The sequence below is a fragment of the Longimonas halophila genome (genome assembly GCF_002554705.1).
Taxonomy (GTDB): Bacteria; Bacteroidota; Rhodothermia; order Rhodothermales; family Salinibacteraceae; genus Longimonas; species Longimonas halophila.
The window spans coordinates 105,082-127,740 of record NZ_PDEP01000011.1 but is presented as its reverse complement, the minus strand read 5'-3'; the positions used below and the strand labels follow the sequence as shown (position 1 = coordinate 127,740).

General features: G+C 60.4%; 17 protein-coding genes. 9 read left to right on the top strand and 8 right to left on the bottom strand.

Annotation, left to right across the window (positions count from 1 at the left end):
* The first annotated feature begins 436 nt into the window (after positions 1-436).
* The gene (locus tag CRI93_RS11895) at positions 437-1,909 is read left to right on the top strand and encodes a sigma 54-interacting transcriptional regulator (protein WP_098062861.1); all 1,473 of its coding nucleotides are present in this window, start codon (positions 437-439) and stop codon (positions 1,907-1,909) included.
* The gene (gene lptE, locus CRI93_RS11890; protein WP_098062860.1) at positions 1,909-2,454 is read left to right on the top strand and encodes an LPS assembly lipoprotein LptE; all 546 of its coding nucleotides are present in this window, start codon (positions 1,909-1,911) and stop codon (positions 2,452-2,454) included. The genes CRI93_RS11895 and lptE overlap by 1 nt, the downstream gene beginning before the upstream one ends.
* Before the next feature lie 358 nt (positions 2,455-2,812).
* Here the strand turns inward: lptE and rho are convergent, their stop codons facing one another.
* Entirely contained in the window at positions 2,813-4,390 is a 1,578-nt protein-coding gene (gene rho, locus CRI93_RS11885; protein WP_098062859.1) for a transcription termination factor Rho, read from the bottom strand.
* 1,003 nt (positions 4,391-5,393) lie between these two features.
* Here rho and recJ point away from each other — a divergent pair.
* Positions 5,394-7,184 (top strand): single-stranded-DNA-specific exonuclease RecJ, encoded by a 1,791-nt coding sequence (recJ, locus tag CRI93_RS11880; RefSeq protein ID WP_098062858.1) that lies wholly within the window; start codon positions 5,394-5,396, stop codon positions 7,182-7,184.
* 22 nt (positions 7,185-7,206) lie between these two features.
* Here the strand turns inward: recJ and CRI93_RS11875 are convergent, their stop codons facing one another.
* Both CRI93_RS11875 and xseA read right to left on the bottom strand, forming a co-directional pair.
* Entirely contained in the window at positions 7,207-8,169 is a 963-nt protein-coding gene (locus CRI93_RS11875; RefSeq protein WP_098062857.1) for a hypothetical protein, read from the bottom strand.
* A 90-nt stretch (positions 8,170-8,259) separates the two neighbouring features.
* Positions 8,260-9,627 (bottom strand): exodeoxyribonuclease VII large subunit, encoded by a 1,368-nt coding sequence (xseA, locus tag CRI93_RS11870; RefSeq protein ID WP_098062856.1) that lies wholly within the window; start codon positions 9,625-9,627, stop codon positions 8,260-8,262.
* A 149-nt stretch (positions 9,628-9,776) separates the two neighbouring features.
* Between xseA and CRI93_RS11865 the strand changes: the two genes are divergently transcribed.
* Both CRI93_RS11865 and CRI93_RS11860 read left to right on the top strand, forming a co-directional pair.
* Entirely contained in the window at positions 9,777-10,280 is a 504-nt protein-coding gene (locus tag CRI93_RS11865) for a low molecular weight protein-tyrosine-phosphatase (protein ID WP_098062855.1), read from the top strand.
* Entirely contained in the window at positions 10,277-11,197 is a 921-nt protein-coding gene (locus CRI93_RS11860; protein ID WP_098062854.1) for a fructosamine kinase family protein, read from the top strand. The genes CRI93_RS11865 and CRI93_RS11860 overlap by 4 nt, the downstream gene beginning before the upstream one ends.
* Positions 11,198-11,377: 180 nt before the next feature.
* On the opposite strand, the gene CRI93_RS11855 is transcribed toward CRI93_RS11860, so the two are convergent.
* From CRI93_RS11855 to CRI93_RS11845, 3 genes are all read right to left on the bottom strand, one after another.
* The gene (locus CRI93_RS11855) at positions 11,378-12,148 is read right to left on the bottom strand and encodes a hypothetical protein (RefSeq protein ID WP_141491690.1); all 771 of its coding nucleotides are present in this window, start codon (positions 12,146-12,148) and stop codon (positions 11,378-11,380) included.
* Between the two features lie 211 nt (positions 12,149-12,359).
* Complete coding sequence (locus CRI93_RS11850) at positions 12,360-14,213, bottom strand: sensor histidine kinase (RefSeq protein WP_098062852.1); 1,854 nt, start codon at positions 14,211-14,213, stop codon at positions 12,360-12,362.
* Between the two features lie 198 nt (positions 14,214-14,411).
* Positions 14,412-14,720, bottom strand: a complete 309-nt coding sequence (locus CRI93_RS11845) for a DUF493 domain-containing protein (protein WP_245850497.1) — start codon at positions 14,718-14,720, stop codon at positions 14,412-14,414.
* Positions 14,721-15,223: 503 nt separating this feature from the next.
* On the opposite strand from CRI93_RS11845, the gene CRI93_RS11840 reads away from it, so the two are divergent.
* From CRI93_RS11840 to CRI93_RS11830, 3 genes are all read left to right on the top strand, one after another.
* Positions 15,224-16,816: an insulinase family protein gene (locus CRI93_RS11840; protein ID WP_098062850.1), complete on the top strand. Its 1,593-nt coding sequence runs from the start codon at positions 15,224-15,226 to the stop codon at positions 16,814-16,816.
* 64 nt (positions 16,817-16,880) lie between these two features.
* Positions 16,881-19,076, top strand: coding sequence for an insulinase family protein (locus tag CRI93_RS11835; RefSeq protein ID WP_098062849.1), 2,196 nt, complete (start codon positions 16,881-16,883; stop codon positions 19,074-19,076).
* A 224-nt stretch (positions 19,077-19,300) separates the two neighbouring features.
* On the top strand, positions 19,301-20,233 hold the full coding sequence (locus CRI93_RS11830; RefSeq protein WP_098062848.1) for a hydroxymethylglutaryl-CoA lyase: 933 nt from the start codon (positions 19,301-19,303) through the stop codon (positions 20,231-20,233).
* A 29-nt stretch (positions 20,234-20,262) separates the two neighbouring features.
* On the opposite strand, the gene CRI93_RS11825 is transcribed toward CRI93_RS11830, so the two are convergent.
* Both CRI93_RS11825 and CRI93_RS11820 read right to left on the bottom strand, forming a co-directional pair.
* Positions 20,263-21,165, bottom strand: a complete 903-nt coding sequence (locus tag CRI93_RS11825; RefSeq protein WP_098062847.1) for an MBL fold metallo-hydrolase — start codon at positions 21,163-21,165, stop codon at positions 20,263-20,265.
* Between the two features lie 86 nt (positions 21,166-21,251).
* Positions 21,252-22,091 (bottom strand): NAD-dependent protein deacetylase, encoded by an 840-nt coding sequence (locus tag CRI93_RS11820; RefSeq protein WP_098062846.1) that lies wholly within the window; start codon positions 22,089-22,091, stop codon positions 21,252-21,254.
* A 102-nt stretch (positions 22,092-22,193) separates the two neighbouring features.
* Between CRI93_RS11820 and CRI93_RS11815 the strand changes: the two genes are divergently transcribed.
* The gene (locus CRI93_RS11815; RefSeq protein WP_098062845.1) at positions 22,194-22,508 is read left to right on the top strand and encodes a hypothetical protein; all 315 of its coding nucleotides are present in this window, start codon (positions 22,194-22,196) and stop codon (positions 22,506-22,508) included.
* Positions 22,509-22,659 lie beyond the last annotated feature (151 nt).

Below are 22,659 nucleotides of genomic sequence, written 5' to 3'. Positions count from 1 at the left end.
TTGCTCCACCTGGCGTTGGGTCGTACGGCATTAGGACATGATGCAGCCCATGCTGTTGGATGCTGTTGGATGCTGTTGGACGCCAACATTGGGCGCCCAGCAGGCTGTATGACCCAACAGCGCCGCTTAACGGACTCCTGCTAACAGGCTGCCATCTCTACTGTACACGTCTGCTTTTGTGTGCTCACTACATGTCAGTATAGGGCAGGATCTTGTATGATACAACCACGATTTGGACATTGGAACGTGCGCTTCTGCTCGTACCGGCAAGGTATTTTTGCCCACATGCCTGGTAAAACATAACGTGTATGCGTAAAACACCGCGCCTGGTGATGTATGGGCTGCGCTCAGTACCGGACTGGATCCTCTGCCGGTGGCGTGGGTGTGACTTTACCATGCAACTGTCTCCTTCTCCACTAAGTCTGTTTGTCTCCTTATGGACCGTGCTTCCATTCAAGAGCGTTTCGGCATTGTCGGATCGTCCGATGCCATTAAGCACGTCATTGACCGCGCGCGCCAGGTCGCTCCCACCGCCATTACCGTTCTTTTGCAAGGCGAAAGCGGAGTGGGGAAGGAGCTCATTGCGGAGGTGATTCATGAGCTTAGCAGCCGCCGTCATGAAGATATGGTCATCGTAAACTGCGGAGCTATCCCAGAGGGGCTGATCGAAAGCGAACTGTTCGGCGCTGAAAAGGGGGCCTACACCGGGGCGGTGCAGCAACGCAACGGCTATTTCGAAGAAGCAGACGGCGGCACCATTTTCCTTGATGAGATTGGCGAAATGCCTAAAGAAGCTCAGGTGCGCCTGCTCCGCGTTCTTGAATCCGGTCAGTTCAGCCGGGTGGGTTCCTCCGAACCGCTCTACGCCGACGTACGTGTCGTAGCCGCCACGAACAAGAACCTGGCTACTGAGGTGCAGGAAGGCCGCTTCCGCAAAGATCTATACTACCGCCTCAGCACTGTTCGTATCGACATTCCTCCGCTGCGCGATCGGCCCAAAGACATCGTCCCCATCTTCGAAACGTACCTGCATCGCTTTACGCAAGAGTACGAGTCGCGCCCGAAGTCGATTACCGATGCCGCCAAGGAGGCACTGGAGGGCTACAACTGGCCCGGCAATGTACGCGAGCTGCGCAACGTGGCCGAACAGTGCGTGGTGCTGCTCCGGGGCGACACGCTCTCCGCTTCTGATGTTAACCCGCTCTTGCGCGACCTGACCTCCGATGCCGCAGACGGCTCGGCCTCCACCAAACTCATGCGTATCTCAGATGCAAACACCAGCGGCTCCGCTGGGGCCGATGTCCAGGAACGCGAACTGCTCTACCGCGCGATCTTGGAGATGCGTATGGAGATGCGCGAGATGAAGGACCAGCTACGCGCCCTCGCCTCCAACATTGGCGTGGTTGTGCCGCGCCGCATTGCCGAACGGACGGACTTCCCGCAGGACTATAGCGACTTTGTCGTGATGCGCAATCAGGATGCACCGTCGTCTTCGGCCGATGCTCCAACTCCAGATAAGTACCAAGACGAGTACTCAGACGACTACGACGATTACGACTCGCTGATCGAGGACGTGGTCTACGAGGTGGAGGGCGATGCTGCCGATGCGTCGTCGCAGTCTTCGCCCCCGGCGTCTTCGCCTCAGCATCGAACCAAAGCCTCTGCTGAACGCCGCTCTGCCGAAGACACGCCTCCCGCAACCAGTAGTCGACCGGCCCAACAGGGCTCTGCCGCGCTTACTGACCATCCGGCAGATGCCCCGCTCCCCACCGTGCAAGAGGCCGAGCGCCAGCTCATTCGCAAGGCCCTGCGCCGCTTCGACGGCAACCGCCGCAAAACCGCCGAGGCGCTGGACATCAGCGAGCGCACCCTGTATCGCAAACTCAAGGATATGGAAGACATCGACTAATGGATTTTTCGCTTTTCTGGCATTCCACACAGGTCCGTGCAGTCCGTGCATCGGTGCTGGTGCTTGCCCTTAGCCTGTGGCTGGGGGGATGCGGTGCGTATAGCTTCAGTGGCGCCACGATTCCGTCGGATATCGAGACGATCGCCATTCCTATTGTCGACGATCGCAGCACGAGTCCATTCTCATCGCTCAGCAACGACCTGACCGACCTGCTCGTGCAGCGCTTCGTAAACCAGACCCGCCTCTCGCTTTCCACGGATAACGCAGGGGCCGATGCGCGTCTCGACGTGGTGGTGCGGCGCTACACCAACGAGCCAACCACCGTAGGGGGCGACGAGCGTGCCACAGCCAACCGCGTCACGATCACCGTGGATGTGGAGTACCTCGACCAGGTGAACGACGAGGTTTTCCTGAGCCGCTCCTTTAGCGGAAGCAGCGACTACAGTCCGGTCGAAGATGGCCTGGAAGGAAACGAGGCCGCCGCGCAGCGTGCACTCACCGACCTGGCCGACAATATTTTTGCTCAGGCGACCTCGAACTGGTAGCCTCATAGCCTTTTCCAGTAGCAACTCAATAAGAAGCCCGTAGCCGGAGAACGTGTACCGAATGCTGTCGGTGCTGGAAGCGCCCCCCGGCGCGGATGCCTCCGGCGAGGGCTTTTTCCTTTCTGGCACCTGTTAGATCGCAGATGCTCCCAAGCAATCATCCCGAACAAGGTGCTCTTGGCACCGCTGATTCGGGATCTATTTTTGCCTTTATAACCCCGATCCCTTCAGGATTAGCGACTACCTCCCTGCTTACTGGACGCTCAACAAAAAAGCGGAGCCCTTCGACAAGGGCTCCGCTTTTGTTTATCAGATCGTTTTTGCAGGCCGTGCCTCTTTTGAGGCTGGACCGCTGGTGCTACGAATTCATCTGCTCCAAGAACGCTTCGTTGCTGTCGGTGCCACGCATCTTGTCGAGCAAGAATTCCATTGCCTCACCCGGCTCCATGTCGGCAATGAGCTTACGAATGATCCAGACGCGCTTCAGCGTGGGCTTGTCGAGCAGCAGCTCCTCGCGGCGTGTGCCGGACTTGAGCAAGTCAATAGCCGGGTAGATGCGGCGATCAGCCATCTCGCGGTCGAGCACAAGCTCCATGTTGCCGGTGCCCTTGAACTCCTCGAAGATCACTTCATCCATCCGGCTGCCCGTATCAATGAGCGCTGTGCCAATAATGGTGAGTGAGCCGCCGTCTTCCACCTTTCGAGCTGCACCAAAGAAGCGCTTGGGACCCCGAAGCGCACCAGCTTCGACGCCGCCCGAAAGCGTGCGCCCCTGGCTGGGAGCCACCGCGTTGTGCGCGCGGGCCAACCGCGTAATGGAGTCGAGTAGAATGACTACGTCTTGGCCTGACTCTACCAACCGCTTGGCCTTCAAGAGCGTCGTTTCAGCAACTTCTACGTGGCGCTGGGGCTCGCGGTCGAAAGTTGAGGCAATGACCTCGCCCTCCACATTGCGGTCCATGTCGGTCACCTCCTCGGGCCGCTCGTCAATGAGCAGCACAAGCAGATGTGCATCGGGATGGTTCTGGGTCACGCCGTCGGCGATTTTCTGAAGCAGGACGGTCTTACCCGCCTTGGGCGGCGCTACGATCAGGCCACGCTGCCCCATGCCAATGGGCGCAAACAGGTCGAGCACGCGCGTGCCAAACTCCTCAGACTCGGTTTCAAGGGTCAGGCGTGTATTGGGAAAGACCGGCGTTAGATGCTCGTAGTCGGTCCGCTCCTCGGCATCGGTCGGTGGCTGGCCGTTGACCAAGTCCACCTGAATAAGCGCGAAGAACTTCTCTCCTTCTTTTGGCGGACGCACCTTTCCGGTTACGGTGTCACCTTCTTGCAGTCCAAATCGCTTAATCTGCGACGGCGACACATAAATGTCGTCGGGGCTGGATTCGTAGTTATATTCGTCGGAGCGCAAGAAGCCGTATCCGTCGGGCAAGACTTCGAGCATGCCCCGCTTGTCAATCATGCCCCGCAGCTCCGTCTCATCGGCGTCATAGGTCGCCATATAGTCGGGCCGGTCGCCATAGAGCCGTTCTTCGCGGCGCGACCGCCGAGCGCGGCGTCCCCGCGAGCGGGCTGATCCGCTGGAAGAGGAACGACTCGACGAACGACTCCCGGAGCGGCTTGACGAGCGCTCAGATGAACGCTTCGCCCGGCTCGAAGAACGAGAGCCTCGGCCCGACCGGCTCGAAGAACGCCCTGATGAGGTGCGCTCCTCAGAGGCCGAGCGGTCGTCATCAGTCTCGGCATTGGCATCATCATCGGCAGACGCGGCCTCGCTGTCTAAGTCAGGGGCCGAGACGCCTTCTGCCTGTGCTTCCAGAATGCGATAGATGAGATCTTGCTTGCGAAGCTTGGAATACCCAGATAGGTCCATCTCGCGTGCCATAGCACGCAACTCGTCAAGCTTTTTCTCTTGAAGGGTCGAAATTTTCATAGGGGATGTTTTCAGATGATCGTCTTTTCGGATGCGAGCCCGCAGCGCTACGTGTCGCGTGACGGCTCAAGACGCTATCCATATGGTGGGGAGGGATCAGCGCATGTCCAGATGTCTGCGTGCAGCCGACCGGGCACAGCTTGTAACGCATGCACGGGTACGATTCGTGCGGCAGCGGCGGTGAGTACGAAGCCAGAGGGCCCCGGACGCATTCAGGTGTTACGCAGACATGGTCAGCATGAGACCGACCGGTATGAGTCTGCGCTGCTACACGTCGAGGCTGAGCGTCAGTTCATCACGACGTTGTGAGATAGGGTAGGGGTAGAAGTCACTCCATCTTGTGCAACATACAATGTGCACAGCAGAGCAGCAAGTTAAATCTCACTTATCTACCCTACGCTATTTCAGACAAGCAATGTCCTCTAAAAGTGGATATGTCTATCACTGCGGCGCAAATTATGCATGAAAGAATAGAAATGCAATGCCCTATTTTACATCTCATCGGGTACACCAACCCATAGCCTACATCGCTTCGACTTTTTGATGCACAGCACGTATATTACTGCCTATGATGAGATGAAGCAGTTGACCCAGCTCGCGTTCTTTGCTGTCTGAGCATAGTCTCTATTCGATGATCTATTTTCGGGTAGTGGGTAGACGCTAAGTGATAAGGCTATCGTAGAATGTAGGTTTGTCTTGTTCGAACCCCCTCTCCCTTCGGGTTTCTCCCCCTTTTCCAAGGGGGAGATGTCGATAGACAGAGGGGGTTGTCTGGCTCCGATGATGTCGGCCATATGACAATCACTTACCATTGAACCGCTACCTATTTTCGGTATCTGTGAGCTTTTTTGCGCTAAAACGCCACGCTGATGCCCTCCTGAGCCGATCTTCGTTTGGGCTCTGTTGATGCTCGCCTCCCTCTTCCTGAATCTCAAATGGGTTCTGCACGATGGCCCTACTTCTTCCTTCGATTTGTCTTTGCTCGTTTTAGCTCACGCTTTGTATGACTTACCGCTGGATGCTCCGTACGCTCGATGACCCTGGCGTGGTGGCACAACTGCAGCCGCGCCTGAATGACCTGCCCACGGCGCTCACGCGTGCCCTGGCCCTGCGCGATGTGAACTCTTTCGAGGCCGCCCGCGACTTTTTCCGCGCCTCGCGTAGCGACCTGCACAACCCGCTCGACATGGCTGACATGCCGCGTGCCGCTGAGCGCGTGGCTGCGGCTATTGCAGACGGCGAAACGGTGCTCGTGTATGGCGACTACGATGTGGATGGCACGACGGCCACTGCTATGTGCACGCATTTCTTGCACCAGCAGGATGTCCCTGCCTCGTTTTTTATTCCCGATCGCTATGAAGACGGGTACGGGCTCTGCAAACGCGGCATTGATGCGGCGGTAGAGCGCGGAGCCTCGCTCATTATTGCGCTTGACTGTGGCATCACGGCCCATGCGGAGGCCGACTACGCTCGCGAGCAAGGGCTCGACCTCATCATCTGCGACCACCACACGCCCAAAGACACGCTCCCCAACGCGTACGCGGTGCTCGACCCGAAGCGCGACGACTGCGCGTATCCCTTTACCGAACTCTCGGGCGCTGGCGTCGGGTTCAAGCTGCTTCAGGCCACACAGCGGGTGCGTGGCGCATCTGAAGACCGCGTGTTCGACTACCTCGACTTGCTGGGCATCTCCATTGCCAGCGACATTGTACCAATGTACGGCGAGAATCGCATCCTCATGCAAGAGGGACTTGCAGCTCTGCAGTCCACGGAGCGCGTGGGACTGCGCGCCCTGGCTAAAGCGGCCGACCTCGACTTGACCTCTGTAAAAACAACGGGCAATATCGTCTTCACAATTGGTCCGCGCATCAACGCTGCGGGGCGCATGGCGCATGCTCGCAAGGCGGTTGACCTGATGCTGGAAAGCGACCCCGCCACCGCTCGCGATCAGGCCGAGGAGCTGGAACAGCTCAACAAGGAGCGCCGCTCTCTCGACGAACGCATTCGCAAAGAAGCGACCAAGCAGGCCGAGCGGCAGATCACGGCACGCACGGCGCATGCGCTGGTGCTGTATGACCCCGACTGGCACCTGGGCGTCATCGGGATTGTGGCCAGCCGCATCGTGGAGCAGTTCTACAAACCCACGATTATGCTCACGCGCAATGGCGACGCCGTAAAGGGCTCGGCGCGCTCCATCAGTGGCGTGAACATCTACCGTGCGCTCACGGACTGCGAAGATGTGCTCACTCAGTTTGGGGGCCACGACTACGCGGCAGGGATGTCGCTCCCCGAAGCCAACGTGTCGAAGCTGCGCGATCGCTTCAATGAGGCGATTGCTGAGCGCATCACCCCGGAGCTGCTTACCCCAACCATCAAGGTGGATGCGCATGTGGATCTGGAAACGATTGGCACTGCCGATGGCCGATTTTGGGCCGTGCTTCAGCAGTTTGGACCGTTCGGGCCGTCGAATCCGCGTCCGGTGTTTCATCTGGGGCCGTGCCGCGTAGCCAAATCGCCCCGCACCGTGGGCCGCGACGACGCGCATCTCAAGTTTACCGTGGCCCCTGCCGATACCGACGCCCCTCAGATCGATGTAATCGGCTTTGGACAGGGCGACAAGCTCGACCTCCTTCGCGAAAGCCGCCGCTCGGGCACGCCCATTGAGCTTGTGGCCAAGGTCGACGAAAACACGTGGCGCGGCCAGACCTCCATCCAGCTCAAGCTGCGCGACGTGCGCCTGTACGATGGCGACAGCTCCCTGAGGGCGGCCTCTGCACAGGCGGCAGCGCAGTAACCGTGCCATCGCGCTCCAGGTGTTATCTGTAGCGCATCACCGTAACGCGAATCGTGCGCTCACGCGGCGTACGGTGCAGCACAATGGGACTCTGATACCGCCCCTGTACCAGCCGCGAAGCCCCGTTATCAGCAGGCGGACGTACCAGAAGGCGCACGGTGTCGTGCAGTCGCAACGCGGGCTCTTCGGCCGCTGGCACTCCGGTGCCGTGGTGCTCTACGGTTGGCGATGCCGGGGCAGGCACCCGTTCTTTGGACTGGAAGTAGCGCGGGGCGCGCAGCACCTGCGCCATGTCGTAACGCATAAGCTGCTTTTCATACTCGTTCACGACCAGGGCTGCATTGTCCGTGTCGTCTGTTAGCGCCAGCTGTACGCATCCAAGATGCACGGCGTGCTCGGCCAGCGCGGCATGAATGCGCGCAATAACACCCAGACGCGGGTCGCGCAGACTGGTGGCGCCTACGGAATGCGGCGGAGCGGGAATGGTGACCTCAAACCCTGCAACCGTGTGCGCCTCCGTAAAGCCCACCGCTGTTACACGGCGTGTGCGGTGGCGCCCGGTCTCCTTGTTTACGCCGTCCATGTCAACAAGCGCAAGGGGCTCGTCGGGCTCCGTCTGCAGGCACGCCACCAGTCCCGCCCCAATGTACGCGAGGTGCGCATCGGCATTGCGCGGCTCGCAGCGGCGCTGCTCCGGGCGCAACTCGGTGCGCAGATGCATCTGGTCGTGCTGGTAGCTGGCTCCGTACGGAAAGAGCGTACGGTAGGGTGCGATGAACCGGCGGATCGCCACCTCGCTGGGCCCGGTCTGGGCACGCGCCTCCGCATCCAGAAACCCTGCCGTGGTGTGGTGGGCGCTGTATGCCACCTGCGGTTGATGGAGCACTGCAGGACAGGCCCGGCGCACCGCCGTGCGCACCGGCAGTACCGCGTGGCGGCGCGGGGGACGTAGACAGATGGTAACGTGCGGCAGGGCGGCAGGCATGCGATGCAGCGAGCAGATGACAGCGAAAACGCATCGTTGTGTATGCGCGGCCTGGGCATCCGTTCGAGCGTCGTTTGGGGGATGCGGAAGCTACTCGCTATCGGCGGGAGCATCACTCGGGGCGTGCACCGTGGCCTGTCGCGTGCCGTCTCGAAAGCGGAGCGCAACGGGCACGTCGGGGTCCAGGTCGGCAGCACGCGTCACGGGCTCGCCCTGCTGTGTAACCAGGGCAAAGCCGTGCTGCATGGGCCGCTGCGGATCGGCACTGCGCAGGCGCTGCTGGGCAGTTTGGACGCGTGTGCGCAACCGATCGGCTCGCGCCCGCATAGCGCGATCCAGTCGTTCCACGATGTGGTCGAGGTGCTGCCGGTGCTGCTCAACCTGGTAGCGCGGCGAATGCAGCGCGCGTGTATTCTGTAGCCGCTCCACGGTCTGCCGGTAGCGCCGTATCCGCCGAGCGAGCGGCCCGCGCATCTGCTCGTGCAGCGCGCGAACCTGCGTGCGCAGCGCCTGCTGGTCGGGTACCGCAATTTCCGCAGCCATTGACGGAGTCGCCGCCGTGCGATCGGCCACAAAATCAGTGATCGAGGTGTCCGTTTCGTGGCCCACCGCGCTGATCGTTGGTACAGTACACGCCGCCAGCGCCCGCGCTACCGGCTCCTCATTGAACGCCCACAGATCCTCGGCCGAGCCGCCGCCGCGCCCTATGATGAGCACATCCGGGCGCTGCGGATGATCGGCGTCCAGCCCACTAAACGCGTTGATGGCGTTGGTGAGCGCGGCGGGCGCGTCAATTCCCTGCACGGGCACCGGACACAGCACCACATCGGCCAGCGGGTAGCGGCGTGCCAGCACCGAGCGGATGTCTTCGATGGCGGCGCCCTCGCCTGAGGTAATCACGCCTACCATCCGTGGAAACGGAGGCAGCGGCTGCTTCCGTTCATCGTCGAACAGCCCCTCGGCCTTGAGCGTGCGCTTTAGGCGCTCATACTCGGCCTGCTTGGCCCCGCGTCCCGCTCGCTCCAGCCGCGTCGCCATCAGCTGCAACTGTCCACGCTTCGGGTACACCGTGGCCTTGCCCGTAAGACGCACCTGCTGCCCGTCTTTTGGGCTGAAGTAGATGTTCTTCGTCTGGTACCGCCACATCACGCACCGCAGCTGCGCCTCCTCATCCTTAATCGAAAAGTAGCAGTGGCCCGACGCCGCGCGCTTAAAGTTTGAGAGCTCGCCCTCCACCGTTACCGTGCCCACCGTCGTTTCCACCGCACTCTGAAGGCGCTGCGCCAACTCGGTGACCGTCTGCACCGAGGCACGGGAAGGCGTGTGCCCGTTCGAGGTGCTGCGGGATGCAGAGTCATTGCCGGATGCGTCGTTCGGCGCGTCCTCGTTTGGCGTGTCGTTAGTGGAATTGTCAGATGCATCAGACGACGCAGTGCTAAACAGGTCGAGCTCAGCCATAACGGGCAGCGCCAAAGCGGCGGGGGAACGGTGGGCACAATGCGGGACGGCGTGTCGTAAAGCATCGCATGCGCAGCGGTGTTTCCGTTGCGCGCGTTCTGCCGTTGGGCAGGGCCTCTTGTTTTCGCATCAACCGTTTGCTGTGTGATATGGACACTCCCATCCGCATCCAATTCGTATGCCTGGGTAACATCTGCCGCAGCCCACTTGCCGAGGGGCTGTTTCGCGAGAAGGTAGAGGCTCAGGGCCTGGCCGATGCATTCGAGATCGACTCCTCGGGCACAGGCGACTGGCACGTGGGCAGCAAGGCCGATGGACGCATGCGCGAAACGGCTCGCAAGCACGGGCTCTCCATCGAAGACCATCGCGCCTCGCAGTTTCAACCGGCCGACCTGGAGGCGTACGATCACATCTTCGTGATGGACAAGAGCAACCTCAACGATGTGCTTTACCTCGACGAAAACGACGCCTACAGCGGCAAGGTGCGCCTCTTTCGCGAGCTCGACCCCAAGCCCGGCAACTACCAAGTGCCCGATCCTTATCAGGGCGGTAAAGAAGGATTCGAGCACGTCTACCAGATCGTGGACCGCACCGCCGAGGTGCTGCTCGAGCGCCTTATCGACGAATATGACCTTACGCCCCAAGCCGCATGAGCAGCGCAGACCCGTCGCCGTCTAACACCGCTCTTTTTGCCGATGAACCGGCGCTGCGACAGGCGCTCGCTGACACCCTTGGTGCTGAGCTACGCACGGCTACACCGGTGTCGGGCGGATGCATTGCCCATGCCTCCCAACTGGATACAACTGCCGGACTGTTTTTCCTAAAGTGGGGGCGCGGCACCGTGGCGCGCACCTTTGCAGGTGAAGCCGCCGGCCTCCATGCGCTGGCCACCCCCGACACCCCGTTTCGGATTCCCGAGGTCGTGGCGACCCAGCCTGAAACCGATGAGCGTCCTGGCTTTCTGCTCATGGAATGGATCGAGACAGGGCCGCCCCCGCCCACCTTCGATGCAGATTTTGGAGAGGCCCTTGCCGTGCTGCACCGCCACACCGATTCGCAGTACGGCTTTCGGGTAGACAACCACATTGGGCGGCTGCCGCAAGCCAATCCGCGCACCACCAATTGGGCTGCGTTCTTCCGCACGCAGCGCCTACAGCCACAGGTGGAGCACGCCCGCGCCCGCAACCGCTGGTCTGCCGACTGGGATGCTCTGCTCGACCGTGTTCTCGAACGGCTCCCCACGCTTCTCCCCAACGATCCTCCTGCTTCGCTCGTACATGGCGATCTGTGGCGCGGCAACGTCATGTCTGCAGCCACGGGCAGCCCCGCCCTCATCGACCCGGCCGTGTACTACGGACACCGCGAGGTAGACTTGGCCATGACCGACCTCTTCGGCGGCTTTGACGATGCGTTTCGAGATGCTTATCAAGCCACATGGCCTCTGGAGCCGGGTGCTGCTCTTCGCGCCACGGTGTACAACCTGTACCACCTTATCAACCATCTCAACCACTTTGGCGGTACGTATGCCCAGCAGGTACGGCATGCGCTCAACCGCATTGCCCACGCATAACTCTTCGCCCTTCCTGCAGCCTCATCACAACGTCTCATACCCTTCCACACAACAAAAGCGCCCCGGGCCTGCTACAGCCCCGGGGCGCGTGCGTAATGTGCAGGATGTCTGTCTGCCAATTACAGATCTGGTGGGAGGCAACCGTGCGGCGCTCCCTTCAGGCTCCTAACAGCATCAAGGTTACTCGTTAGACGACGCTGCATCATCCGACGCAGAAGAGTCGGACGACGGCTCGTCGAGCGACCCGACCAGTGCTTCGCCTTCCGACGTAATGGACTCCAGCGATTCCAGCGCAGCATGCGTCTCTTCGCCAAGGGCACGCAGGCGCTCTACATGCGTGTCAAACCCGGAACGCAGCGAGGCATTCAGCATCGTCACGTACAGGTCGTCGCCGTTTTTCAAGTTGGCCCGCAGGGTGCGCAACGCATGCGTGGCTTCGCTGGCTGTGCTACGCCACGACTCATGAATCTCGTCGTTGCGTTCCTGCTCTTCAGCGCGAAGGTCGGCGTTGGAGATGTTTGCCGTTTGTGCGTCGAGATGGTGGAAGTATCCTACGGTACGCGCTGCCACCTCGGCGTATCGCGTAGCCAGCAGGTCGACCTCTTCGCGCACGGCGTCCCAGTCTTCGCGCCAGGCGCGCGTTGCTTCGCGAACAGCCTCGGTTGAGGGGGCATTTTCAAGCGCATTCAGCGCCTGACTCGTGGCCTCTTCTAACTGGTTGGTTGTCTGCGCACGCTGGTCTTCGTAGTTGTTCAAGTCACTTGCAAGGGCATCTGCAGTCGCAAGTGCGTCATCGAGGGTTGCTGCTTCCGTTGTCATAACGACAGGCGGTTCGGGGTCGTCGGCTTGCGCCTCAGAAGGTGCCGAGGGCGACTCGACCGCACCCGCGCTGGCGCATCCGGTAAACAACAGAGCCGCAGCAATAACAAATAGTGAAAGTCGACTGGTCATACAATTGGGGGACTGCTTGATAAGTAAGGAGGGCGTGTGTTAAAGGACGCACTCGCCTTGCGGAGCATGTGGGGTGCGAACTGCCGCGGTGGCGTGCGCATGCTTTTACAGGGACAACAAGCACGCCACAACAGGTCAATAAGATGCACAACCGACAGCACTTCACAGAATTGATGCGGACTCGGCACAAGAAGGGCGCTGCTATCGCTGGTTAGGCATGTAGCGCAGCAAGTCTATCTGGCATATCAGCCTGAAGGGTCGTTGCATCTGGCGAACTCGACACACCCGGTTCGCGAGGAATGGTAAAATAGAATATTGTCCCCTTCTCAAGGGTACTTTCTACCCATACCGTACCCTGATGACGGTGAATCATCTCCTCGCACAACTGGAGCCCAAGCCCGGTCCCCAATTCGCCATCGGTACCAGGTACCGAGCGCATTCCTGACGAGGAGGAGAACAACTTCTGCTGTGCTTCTTTGCTGAGGCCAACACCGGTGTCGGATACCGCCACAAGCACCCAGCTTTTGTTTACCGGCGCAGCCGAAACGGCAGCCCGTCCCCCAGAACCAGTAAACTTAATTGCATTCGACAGAAAATTGCGCAGCGCAATGGTTACCATACGCGGGTCAACGTACACCTGCAGGGTTGTAGGCACCTCGTTTGCCAGTTCAATGCGCTTGTGCTGCGCCGCCCCGCCCAGCAACGTAAAGCATTCCTCGACCATCATATGCAGCCCAACGCGGTGCGGGTCAACATCCATTTTGTTGGTATCGAGGCGGCTCCACATCAGCAGATTTTCGACCATGTCGAGCGCTTGCTGGGAAGATTGCTGGATGAGACGTAACATGCGCATTTCCCGCTCAGACCGGCCGTCGCGCTCGGTAAGCACCTCAGCCAGCCCGCGGATCCCGACCAGCGGGTTCTTAAGATCGTGCGAAAGGATCGACATCATACGGTTGGTGGCAGCCAACGTGTTTTGCAGCCGCTCCTGCGAAGCCTGCAGTTCATGGTTGAGCGCCGCAATCTGGTCGGCCGTCGTTGCCAGCAGGTCGGTGTTCTGCTCCAGCACATGCGCCGACGAGGCCGACGGACGATGCGTAGGAGGAACAGGGGGTACGGCTTCTGGAGGCAGATAGCCCCGCAAGCGTTTTCCAGCTTCGGCAAGCACCGACTGGGCGCGGTTGCGCTCGGAGATGAGCATGCCAACCAGCAGCCCGGCAGCAGCCAACACGATCAGAAATAGCTGCTCGCCCACCGCACTGGTTGGGTATCCGCCTGTGGCTTGTAACAGCGAGATGCCCAGCGTAATCGCAAACACCGCGACCGAGGTAGCCGGAAGCCCATGCCGCAGCGCAATCCACAGCACCGGAAGAAAGCAGATATAGTACTGTGGCGGATGCAGTGACGGGACAAAGAACGCTCCATACAGCGCAAGGAGTACAATTCCCCACTCCAGCACATATATCAGGCGATCTACAGGAGCCGATGGCACCCATTCGATCCAGTTGATACCGCGGTCTTCGTACGCCGGGTGCACCGACCACCCCAGCAGCGCCCCCAGCGGGGCCACCGTCAAGATGCCTGCGCTGTCTGCCAGTGCCCATCGGGTTGCGAGTGTGCCCCACGTTTCCCACCCAAAGCCCGGTACTCCCATTGCAATAAAGACGCTGGTGCTGAAAGCGGCCAGCACCACTGGAAATACCAGCGCTCCTATCAAGAACGCGCGAGCCGTGTGCAACGACGCCAGTGGGGGGACAAAGTAGCGCTGCATGGTTCGTGCTGCCGCCACGTACGCCCCACCGTACACAACGGCCATGCCCCCAATGCCCCACGCGGGCAACATTGCCGGCATGAACACAAGTTCAACCCCAGTAGCTACAGCAATAGCAAGCCCTGCAACCCATGCAGGTACAAGCAATGCCAACGCCAGGTGGAGCCCAGAAGCAGCATGCCACGTCGGGACCACCGATACCGTACTTGGCACATATCCGGCCCATTCAACAAGCACAAACAGTGCTACGTAGGCAGTTACATAACCAAGCGTGTAAAGAGCATTGCGCGACATTAGCAAAAATATTGGCAACGTGGTGGGCAGAATGTAAACCTCTCCCACGTTTGGCGATTAGGGCGCAGCGGCGTACTACAGTGGACCTGCGTCCCTTCTTACGATAGTAGGTGGTCTAACTGTTTACGGTAGGCGCAAAAAGCAAACCACGTTTTGCATTTGCACACGCCACACGCGGATACGGACACATACAACAGCCTACAGCGGAATAATCCCCTCGATGGAGGACGCCTCTTTGTATATGTCTACAACAGCCTCGCTGGACGCCATTTGTACGCGGGCTGTCACGCTTTTGTACGTGCCTTTACTCGATTCGCGAACCCGCACCGGATGGCCCCCAAACACGGCTTTCACCTCGTCAAGCTGCTCGGCTGGCACAATAAACTTGAAGGTGTAGCGCGTAGGCCACTCGTTCTGCTCATCAAGCAGCGTTTTGAATCGCCCCCACGCCCCATCGCCATCGGGTCGGTCTGAGAGGGCTCCGTTTCCCATCGATAGTAGACTCATAGGCAGATCGTTACGCTTATTTTGGCTGTATGTATACTTATTGGGTTTTGATATCTCGTGTATGGAGCACGATACGCGGCGGGGGGCAAAAGGATACGGATATCTGCCCCATCGAATGCACGCTCTTCCATCAGTTGCTGTGTTGCCCCTGATGCAGTTGGCACTCATGCACAAACCAGACACCGATACACAACAAGATCTACGCCATCTGGTCGCTTCAGCAGATTCGCAACGGTTGATGTCAACCGTGCGATAACGGCTGTTGTGCGTATCTGTTTGTGGACTCCCGATGTCTTAAACAGATGCAGTAACGCATCAGGGGACACGCCAGCCCCCGATCATGCTTTTTCACGGCTCAAATACAGCGTGCCCTACAGCTTAATGTTGCTCGCTGTTACAGGCTGTAACAATCTCCAACAGCGTTTCGTAATGACGACGGTGCATGCCTTAAATGCGCCCCCCTAATCGCCGCTGCTGATTCTCCCACGAGGCCCCCTTTCTTCATGACTTCCTCAACACCCTCCTCGCGTCCCTTGCGCATGCTGTGGGCAGCGTTGCTCATTGCCATTGGCACATGGGCCAGCATAGGCCCGCAGGTGGGCACGTCGCAAGACCTGCTCCAGCAATTCGAAGACCGTGTTACGACCTTCACACTCGACAACGGCCTCACGTTCGTCGTCATTGAGCGTCCCGAGGCGCCGGTTGTGTCCTTTCATACCTACGCTGATGTAGGCTCCGTTGATGAGCCATCGGGCCAAACAGGCATTGCTCATATGTTTGAGCACATGGCGTTTAAGGGCACCACGCGCATCGGCACACAGAACATTGAGCAGGAGGTAGCTGCCATCGACGCGATGGAAGCCACCTACCAGGAGCTGCTGCGAGCGCAGGCCCCCCCGCAGGCCGATTCGGCTCGCATTGCATCGCTGCAAGCCGAGTTCGAGACCGCCCAGGAAGAAGCAGAGTCGTATATCGACGCCGGAGCCTTCGATGGACTGTTGGAACGCGAGGGCGCGAACGGGCTCAACGCGTTTACCAGTGCCGATGCGACAGGCTATCTGTATAGCCTGCCTGCCAACAAGATTGAACTCTTCTTTGCAACGGAGTCGGAGCGTTTCCTCTATCCCGTCTTTCGCGAGTTTTACACCGAACGCGATGTAGTCATGGAGGAGCGCCGCCAGCGCACCGAGTCGAACCCCACCGGACGGCTGCTCGAAGAGTTTGTGGCTGCTGCCTTCAAAGCGCATCCGTATGGCAACCCGGTCATTGGGCACATGTCGGACCTGGAGACGCTCTCTATTACAGAAGCCGAGGCGTTCTTCGAAAAATACTATCAGGCCAACAACCTGACCATTGCGATGGCGGGCGATGTAGACCCCGACGAAGCGCGCGACCTCGCTGAGCAGTACTTTTCTCGCCTGCCTGCCGGGGAGCCCCCGCTTCCTGTAATGACCGAAGAACCCGAGCAGCCTGGCGAACGCCGCGTTACACTCGTTGAAGATTCACAGCCGTTTGTGCTCGTGGGCTACCACCGCGACAGCATGCGCAGCCCAGATGCTCCGGTGTACCGCGTCCTGCAAGACGTGCTTACGCAGGGCCGCACCAGCCGCCTCTATCAGTCGATGGTGGATACTGGAGAAGCGCTGCAGGTGCAGTCCATTCCCAGCTTTCCGGGAAGCAAATACCCCACGCTCTTCGCACTTATAGGCGTACCCAACCGCGACGTGTCTCCCGAGGCTATCGAGCAGTCCATCTATGACGAGCTCGACCGCCTGATCGACGAAGGCATCACCCCCGAAGAGCTGGAGCGTGCTAAGACGCGCGTACGAGCCAACCTGGTCCGGCAGCTCAACTCGAATATGGGCCTGGCCCGGCAGTTTGCAGCTATGGAATCACTTACCGGCGACTGGCGCACCGTCTTTGAAGACGTGGACGCCGTAGAGGCGGTCACCGCCGAAGATGTGCAGCGCGTCGCCGAAGAGACCTTCACCCGTAGCAACCGCACCGTGGGGGTAATCAAGTCGGCTGATGACTCCGATGCCGACCCTGACTCTGATACCGACGACGATGCCTCTGGCGACGACGCATCAAACTGACGCACGTACGCACTCGCACGCTGCCCTGCTACCCTCCTTCTTGTCTTACGACTCCCCTCGACTCATGACCCAACTTCGAATCCCTCTTTGGATGCTCGCCCTGACGCTTGCGTGCACGGGCCTGCTGGCAGCTCCGGCAGCTGCCCAGGCACCCGATGACGTGCCGGTGTCTGAGTACGATGCCACCGAGCTTACCTACCCCGAGCTGCGCGACTTTCAGGTGCCCGAACCCGAGCGCGTTGAGCTCGACAACGGAATGACTATTCTGCTGCTCCAAGACAACGAGCTGCCGCTCGTTAACGCTACCGCCCGTATTGCTGGCGGCAGCGTATACGATCCTGCCGATAAAGTGGGGCTGGCCAGCGTGGCCGGCCAAGTGATGCGCAGCGGCGGCACCGAATCGCTTACGCCCGATGAGCTCAACCAGCAACTGGAAAGCCTCGGGGCCAGTGTTGAAACCGGCATGGGCTCCACCTCCGGATCCGCCTTCATGTCCACGCTGAGCGACAATGTAGATGAGGTCCTGCCGCTCTTTGCGGAGGTGCTGCGCGCGCCCCGCTTCGACCAAGAACAGGTCGACCTCGCCAAGAATCAGCAGCGATCGGCCATTTCGCGGCGCAACGACAATCCGCAGCAGATTGCCCAGCGCGAGTTCGACCAGGTGCTCTACGGCGAGGAGAGCCCATACGCCCGCACCAGCGAATACTACACCATCGACGCCATCGAACGCGCCGACCTCGTAGACTTCCACGAGCAGTACGTGCATCCCGAAAACATCATTCTCAGCGTGTGGGGCGACTTCGATGCCGAAGCCATGCAGGCCCAGCTTGAAGATGCGTTTGCCGACTGGACGCCCAGCGACGACGCCGTTACGCCCGAGCCTCCCGAGCGCACCGCCGACGCCGGTCCCTCGGTTAACCTCATCCCGAAAGACGATGTCAACCAGAGTACTATCTTCATTGGGCATGGCGGCGACATCACCCGCGAGCACCCCGACTACCCCGCTGTTCTTGCCATGAACGAAGTGCTGAGCGGCGGCTTTTCGGGACGCCTCTTCCAAAACGTACGGCGCGACCAGGGGCTCGCCTACTCTGTATTCGGCACCTACAGCGCAGGCTACGACCGCCCCGGACGCTTCTACTCGGGTGTCTTTACGCGCAGTGGGCGCACTGTTGATGCTGCCGAATCGGTCCTCGAAGAAATTCGGGGGATGCGTGAGGCCCCGCCTTCTCAAGAAGAGCTCGACCAGGCCCGCGATGCGTACCTGAACTCGTTCGTCTTCAACTTCGACTCGAAGCGCCAGATACTCTCGCGCCTCATGACGTACGAGTATTACGGCTATCCCACCGACTTTTTGCAGGGCCTGGTGGATGACATGGCCGACATCACTCCCGAAGATGTACACCGCGTAGCGCAGGAGTACCTCCGTCCGAGCGATGCACACATCGTGGTGCTGGGCCGTGAATCCGACTTTGAGCGCGACCTCACCACGCTGGCCGATAACGGCACGGTACATACGATCGACATTAGCATCCCCACGAGCCCACCTTCCGATGAGGAACCTGCCGCAGCAACTGAGGAGGAACAAGCCGAAGGCCGGGCGCTGCTGGATGATGTGCAGCAGGCCCTGGGCGGCGAAACGTTGGCCAATGCCAGCGCGCTACGCATCGTAGAGGAGACGACCCTGCAGCAGCAAGGGCAAGAAGTAGTCACCGAAAGCCGCAGCACCCTGGCTGCCGATGGCCGGTTCTACCTGGAGCAAGACTTGCCCAACGGCATCACGCTTACCATCATCGACGATGGCGAAACACTCTGGCTGCAGGTGCCGGGACAAGGGACCCAGGAAGCTCCGCCGCAAGTCCGCCAGCAGTTCGACCCGCAGCGCTGGCGCGAACTGCCCTACCTGCTGGCTCGCCTCGACCATGAGGACCTGACCGTGCAGGCTACCGGCTCCGAAACGGTAGACGGCACCGAACTGCACACGGTGCGCGTTACGCCGCCGGTGGGGGATCCGTTTACGCTCTACATTGATCCCGAGTCGAACCTGCCTCAGCGCATGGACTACACCGCCATGACGCAGCAAGGCCCCGCCCAACTCACCGACTTATTTACGGACTACCAGGAGGTCGACGGCGTCACGATGGCGTTTACCACCCGCACGCTCCGTGACGGCGAAGAGGCGCAGAGCGCCACAGTTCAAGAGGCCACGGTGAACCCCGACATCGCCGATGATCTCTTTTCGGTCGATACGGAGGAGTAACACCTTCCGACTTACCCACACATAACGTACACCATCCACGCACCGTCTACTGGCTACGGTCTGGTAGGCGGTGTTGTGGTTGTGTAGATGCATACATGTAGTGCACGCTGTTCGGCATCCGCGCTCATCCAGTGCCCCACGGCATGCTGTATCGGATCCCAGCAGCCGCTTCTTCGTGTATAGCATTGCCTTCGTTATCCGTTCGTTACACCCCGTAGGGCACCATGGCACGCCACGACCTCTCGCCGTCGGCTCTGCCTTCGCACGTTACGCTGTGTGAGGTGGGCCCCCGCGACGGATTTCAGTTCGAGGATACGTTCATTCCCACTGAGGAGAAGGTGGCCAGCATCATTGCGTTGGCTGATGCGGGGCTGCCTCGCATCCAGGTTACCTCGTTCGTGCACCCCGACTGGGTGCCGCAGATGCGTGATGCAGAAGCTGTCTGTGCCGCCCTGCCGGACCGTGACGACGTGACGTACACCGGGCTTGTACTGAACATGGCCGGACTGGAGCGCGCCCTCGATACCAATCTGCAGCATGTCGACCTATCCATTGCCACGCACGACCGCCACAGCCGCGACAACGCTAACATGACCGTCGACGAAGCGATCGAACAGGCTGAGCAGATGATTGGCACCGCACTGCATGCCGGCGTAAACGTGCAGCTCGGCTTCCAGACCGTATTCGGCTACCAGGAACCCGGCGACACGCCGCTGGAGCAGGTCGTGGAGATGGCCCGCCACTTTGCCGATTACAACCTCGAATCGCTCTCGCTGGCCGACTCGACCGGCATGGCCAACCCGCGCATGATTCAGGAGCGCGTCACGGCCGTTCAGGAGGTCGTGGGCGATACGCCGCTCGTGCTACATTTGCATGACACCCGCGGACTCGGCTTAGCAAACGTTATGGAAGCGCTTTCATGTGGTATTCACTGGTTTGACGCCTCCCTCGCTGGCATGGGCGGCTGCCCATTCATTCCCGGTGCTACCGGTAACATCGCCACCGAAGACACCGTGTACCTCCTCGATCAACTCGGTATCGACACCGGCGTAAACGGGCGTGCCGTGGCCGAGGTATCGCACCGACTCGAAAATCTGCTCGACAAGGAATTCGCTGGTACCATGCATCGCCTGTGGGGACGCGAGGTTATGGCGTAAGGCCGGCCGAGTCCCTACGTCAGCATCCGCTACGCATCGGCACGGTGCTTCTGCCAGAAGCGCTTCAGCCCCATCGCCGCCATCCAGCTCGGGTTTGCGGTTTCGTAGCGCGTCCATAGCGGGCCTTCCACGCCGTCCGCTTCGGCTTCGGATCGGAGCCAGTCGGTCACCGCCGTTTCAATTTCGTTGTCGGTGGGATCCGATGTCATCAACTCTTTGGTGAACGCTTCCACCGCATCCAGCCGGTCGGCGAGTCGGTCGAGATGGTCTTCCGCATCCGTGAAGAGGCCGAAGTGCGTCGGCGCAATGTGCGTCAGTTCACGCGCTCGCAGCCGGTCAATGCTCGCGCGCCACGCATCCAGGTCAATTTCGGGCGGTGCCAGCGGGGGCGACATGTGCATAGAGCCGGGCAGCCGCACGCCCGCTACATCGCCTGTAAAGGCAATGCCGTCAAGTAGATAGGCGTGGTGGTGGTATGCATGCCCCGGCGTGTCGAGCGCCTCCAGCGTCACATCGCCCACGGTAACCGTATCGCCATCGGCAAGCGCGTTGAGTTGTGCCGTGGGCACCGGACGCATCTCGCCCCACAGGCGGTCCATGTCGTCGCCGTAGATGCGAGACGCACTCTTCATCAGTTTGCTCGGATCGGCCAGATGCGGCGCACCCACTTCGTGTACATGCACCGTAGCGCCCTGCTCGGCCCACCAGCCCGCCGCGCCGGCGTGGTCCAGGTGAATGTGCGTTACGAGCACATCCGTCACGTCAGAGGGCACAAGCCCCATAGCGTCCAGGCGCTTGGTCACCGTGTCCGTGACAGTACTGGGCCCGGTTTCGATGAGCAGTGCTCCCTGGTCGTGTGGGATGCAGAACACGGCGATCGCTTCGGGCACCGCCTGAAAATGCGTGTCGATGAGGTGGATGCGGTCGAGCATGATGCGCGCAGAAGCTGTTCATAAGCAAGCGGATAACGCGTTACGAACGCCGCCCCAATTCGGTTGCGGCAGACGTGCATCCTCCGCTACACGTCCAGCATCGCGGCCAACCTCGGCAAGATCGTGCCCGTGCGACCCTGTAAACGCAGGTGCGCATGGGCATCACCACGGGTTGGTCCCAGGTTGATAATGCTCACCGGCCGTGCTTCATTGGCAGCACGATGCACAAAGCGAAGACCGGAGTACACGGCCAACGAGGAGCCCACTACGAGCAGCATCTCGGCCTCGTCGAAGCGATCCCACGCTGCATCCACCCGAACGCGGGGTACGGACTCGCCGAAAAAGACCACGTCGGGTTTGAGGGTGCCCCCACAGCGCGGGCACCCCGGCACGCGGAACGACGTGGTGACCTCATCGGGGAGCACCGCGTCGCCATCGGGCGCAAGAGTGGCCGCTTCGGGAGGCCAGCCGGGATTGGCCTGCAGCAGTCGGCGCTGATACGCCCTCCGGTCGGTGCGGCGTCCGCAGCGCAGGCAGCGCACATCGTCCAGCGCACCGTGCAGTTCGACGACATCTGTGCTCCCCGCGGCCTGATGCAGCCCGTCCACATTCTGCGTAATGACACTGCTTACGTAGCCCGCTGCTTCCAGCTTCGACAGCGCCTGGTGCCCTGCATTTGGACGTGCGGCCGTAAAGCGCGGCCATCCCACACTGCTGCGCGCCCAGTACCGGCGACGCGCTTCTGCATCCCCTACAAACTCCTGATACGATATGGGGGCTCGCTCGCGGCGCGGCGAATCGGGGCCCCGATAGTCGGGAATGCCCGATTCCGTGCTCACGCCCGCTCCACTCAACACCACCGTGCGACGCGTGCGCATGAGATTAGCCAGGGTCCGTATGGTGCGCGAGCGGGTCGATACAGACATACAAAAATCGGAACAAGTGTAGATGACATGTATGAAGATCAACCCATGCATTTGATTGCACGTTCCTGTTTATGCTGTCCTGTTTCTCGATCGTATCCAGTTATGGAGCCAACTGTCGCCATGTTTTTTGCAACCGTACTCGCCATATTCACCATTAGCATCGGCTATTCAGGGTTTAAGCAGTGGCTTAAGCATCGCGCCTCTACGGGTGCCAGCCAAGATCTGACTGAGGTACAAGCGGCTCTTGAGGAGGCGGAGGCCGAACGCAACGCGCTCAAGAAACGGATCCAGCACCTTGAGGCGATCGCCGCTGCCGAAGACGAGTCGCCTGAGGCGGAGTTTTCGGCGCTGGATGCATCGGAGCCACGCCAGCAGCAGTCGAGTGGGGCGTCGCGGGGACAGCGCCAGCGGTCGTAGGGCGGCGCTACGATCCATCCCCCGTAGAGACGCGCCACTGGCACGTCTCTACGGGGGGTGTTGCGCTCGGTCTCCCAACAACAGATCATGAGCGGAAACATACCCTACAGGGGTAGGGTACTTTACGCACTCATGACGCTTACCACTCTCG